General features: G+C 63.8%; 4 protein-coding genes. All 4 read right to left on the reverse strand.

From position 1 onward, the window contains the following. Positions 1-3: 3 nt before the first annotated feature. Positions 4-465, reverse strand: coding sequence for a DUF2271 domain-containing protein (locus C5F48_RS23090; RefSeq protein ID WP_107666040.1), 462 nt, complete (start codon positions 463-465; stop codon positions 4-6). Positions 466-664: 199 nt separating this feature from the next. Beyond that, positions 665-1,363, reverse strand: coding sequence for a VIT1/CCC1 transporter family protein (locus C5F48_RS23095; protein WP_107666041.1), 699 nt, complete (start codon positions 1,361-1,363; stop codon positions 665-667). A gap of 398 nt (positions 1,364-1,761) precedes the next feature. Then, the gene (locus tag C5F48_RS23100) at positions 1,762-2,253 is read right to left on the reverse strand and encodes a diheme cytochrome c (protein ID WP_107666042.1); all 492 of its coding nucleotides are present in this window, start codon (positions 2,251-2,253) and stop codon (positions 1,762-1,764) included. Between the two features lie 11 nt (positions 2,254-2,264). Then, on the reverse strand, positions 2,265-2,473 hold a 209-nt coding region (locus tag C5F48_RS23105; protein WP_146170733.1), incomplete at its 5' end, for a DUF1924 domain-containing protein.

Below are 2,473 nucleotides of genomic sequence, written 5' to 3' on the forward strand. Positions count from 1 at the left end.
CCTTCACAAATCAAAGCGGAAGTCGGAGATATAGCGTCGGCCTTTGGCCGCTTGCCCCGCCGCATCTGTCGTCAGCGGAAGAGCAATTTCCGACGGGCTGTCACGCATGTCCTCCACGGCGGAGTCGACATGCAGCACGTAACCCGCATCGAGCAGCGCATCGGCCAGCTCGACAGTCACCGAGAAGCTGCGCCCGGCGCCAACGCTGGCCCCGGTGACGCCGTCGATCGCGCCGCCGCCTGCTGCAACCCAGTCACTCAGGTGTTTGTAGTATTTCGATCTGCCGCCTGCGACCCAGAGCGTCTGGATCAGCGCGCCCTGCGCATCGGTGACATAAACCGCAAGATAGGCTCCATCACCCCCGTAGCTGGCGAGAACGCCGCCGAGGGTTACGGGGCGGGCCATGGCAACCGCAGGAAGCGTCAGGGCGGTTGTCAGGGCAAGGAGGGCGAGGCGGGACTTCATCAGAGGGCTCCACGAACAGGTGACGTTGCGGCCACCCTGCGCGGCGAGTCTGAGTGTTTGCTGACAGCGCCCACCTTATCCTGTCAGCGTCCCGTAAGGATCGAGCCGGTGGCGCCAGCGCATGGAATTCTGGGGAAGCGCCTTTGCGCAAGCTCAAAGTTGTCGCCGAGGAGTGCCCTCGGCCCCCCATCGCCCGACATCAAGCCACGACGCCGAAGATCAAGCCAACTCCCGCCGTCGCCGCCATTGCCATCGCGCCCCAGAAGCAGACGCGTAGCGCACCGCGTGCGATTGGAGCGCCGCCAGCCCGAGCGCCAATTGCGCCGAGCGCGGCGAGAGTCACGACGGTGGAACCGGCAATGTAGGTCGACACGGCATCGCCGGGGGCAAGAACCGCCACCATGAGCGGGATCACCGCCCCCGATGCAAAGGTTAAAGCAGAGACGGTTGCAGCCTGCACCGGGTGGGCGGTCACAGTTTCGGAAACGCCAAGCTCATCACGTAAATGCGCTCCAAGCGCGTCCTTGGCGGTCAGTTGCGCGGCCACCGCAGCCGCCAATGTCGCATCCAGCCCGCGTCCGATGTAGATCCGTGTCAGTTCTTCGAGTTCCTTCTGTGGGATATCCCGCAACTCCGCACGCTCGCGCTCCTTGTCGGCACGTTCCGCATCAGTCTGCGAACTGACGGACACGTATTCGCCCGCCGCCATCGACATTGCTCCGGCCACAAGACCGGCAAGGCCCGCCACCATGATTTCGGTTCGTCCCGAACCGGCGGCCGCAACGCCAACAAGCAAGCTGGCGGTCGAGACGATCCCGTCATTTGCGCCTAGAACGGCGGCGCGGAGCCATCCGATCCTATGCACCATGTGGATCTCGGAATGGGAAAACCTGTTCATGCTATTGCTCCTGCTGGATGAGGATGGTCGGACCGCGAGGACGTGCGCTTACGGATCGCGTCGGCAGGCGACAGCAGACCGTTCAGCACGACGAGCACTATCCCCTCCTCGTGGCCCGCCGCATGAGCAACGATCACCATGAGACGGTCGATGTCGAGCTCTCGCTCATGTCATAGCGTCGCCCCCGGATTGCCGTCAGCATGCCGTGTGCGCCAAAGCCCGCCGTGAGAGAGCAAGGACCATTGCCAGAAGCGTCCATCCGGTCAGCGCAAGTCGATGGGTCATTCCACCCAGAACCAGCATTCGCCTTCCATCATTCCTGCCAGCGCCTTCACCTCAGGCCCCGGCGGTCCGCGAGGCGCCGCCGGGGCTTCGCAGGGATTACAGCCTAAGGGGCATCAGTCGTCCTCAAATACGCCCCGCTCGGCGCCGGAATGGCAGGCAGCGCAATTTGACATGCTTTTTGCCTTGTCTTTCATGGATTGCGACACCTCGCGGCTATGTTCGCGGGTGAACCATGCCAGTTCGGTGATGCGCAGCGGCGTGGCGCTGGGATCGACGCCACGCAACGGGCGACCTCCACTTGCGTCAGGCGCATTTGCGACAAGATAAGCCTCGATGTCGGCACGGGTCGTTTCGTCCAACGATGCATCCTCGCCGAAGTGGTCTTCGAGAGTGGTCATGATCGCGCGCCACGAACGGACCGGCAGAAACCCGGCGGGATAGGCGATGTGGCACGCCGAGCATTCGGCCTTCGTCGCGGCATGGGTCACCACCATCGCCGCACGGCCGCCCTCACGTTCTGCCTCTTCGCCATCTTCATCAGCGGCAAGCGAAAATGCTGTCAGCGGCAGGAGCAGAGCCGCCAGGGCAAGTGTCCGGATACGCATAGGAGCCTCCCTCATTGCGACGCCAGCCAGGTCAAGACGTCAGCCTTCTCGCCTGCTGTGCAATCGCGGCCCAGAACGCTGTTGCAGTTCCGGCCGAACCATTTTTCGACCTTTGCTGCGTCGGTGAAGCGCGAGGGCGTCGCCGACAAGGCCAGAGGATCGATCGCCTTGCCGGTGCGTGTCTGCCCGGGCTGGGTCACGTCGGAGGTGTGGCAGGTGG

This window comes from Cereibacter changlensis JA139, assembly GCF_003034985.1.
Classification (GTDB): Bacteria; Pseudomonadota; Alphaproteobacteria; order Rhodobacterales; family Rhodobacteraceae; genus Cereibacter; species Cereibacter changlensis.

Bases quoted from the DNA above. Each gene is read 5' to 3' on its own strand.
- C5F48_RS23090 (WP_107666040.1), bottom strand. From the start codon at position 465: ATGAAGTCCCGCCTCGCCCTCCTTGCCCTGACAACCGCCCTGACGCTT.
- C5F48_RS23095 (WP_107666041.1), bottom strand. From the start codon at position 1,363: ATGAACAGGTTTTCCCATTCCGAGATCCACATGGTGCATAGGATCGGA.
- C5F48_RS23100 (WP_107666042.1), bottom strand. From the start codon at position 2,253: ATGCGTATCCGGACACTTGCCCTGGCGGCTCTGCTCCTGCCGCTGACA.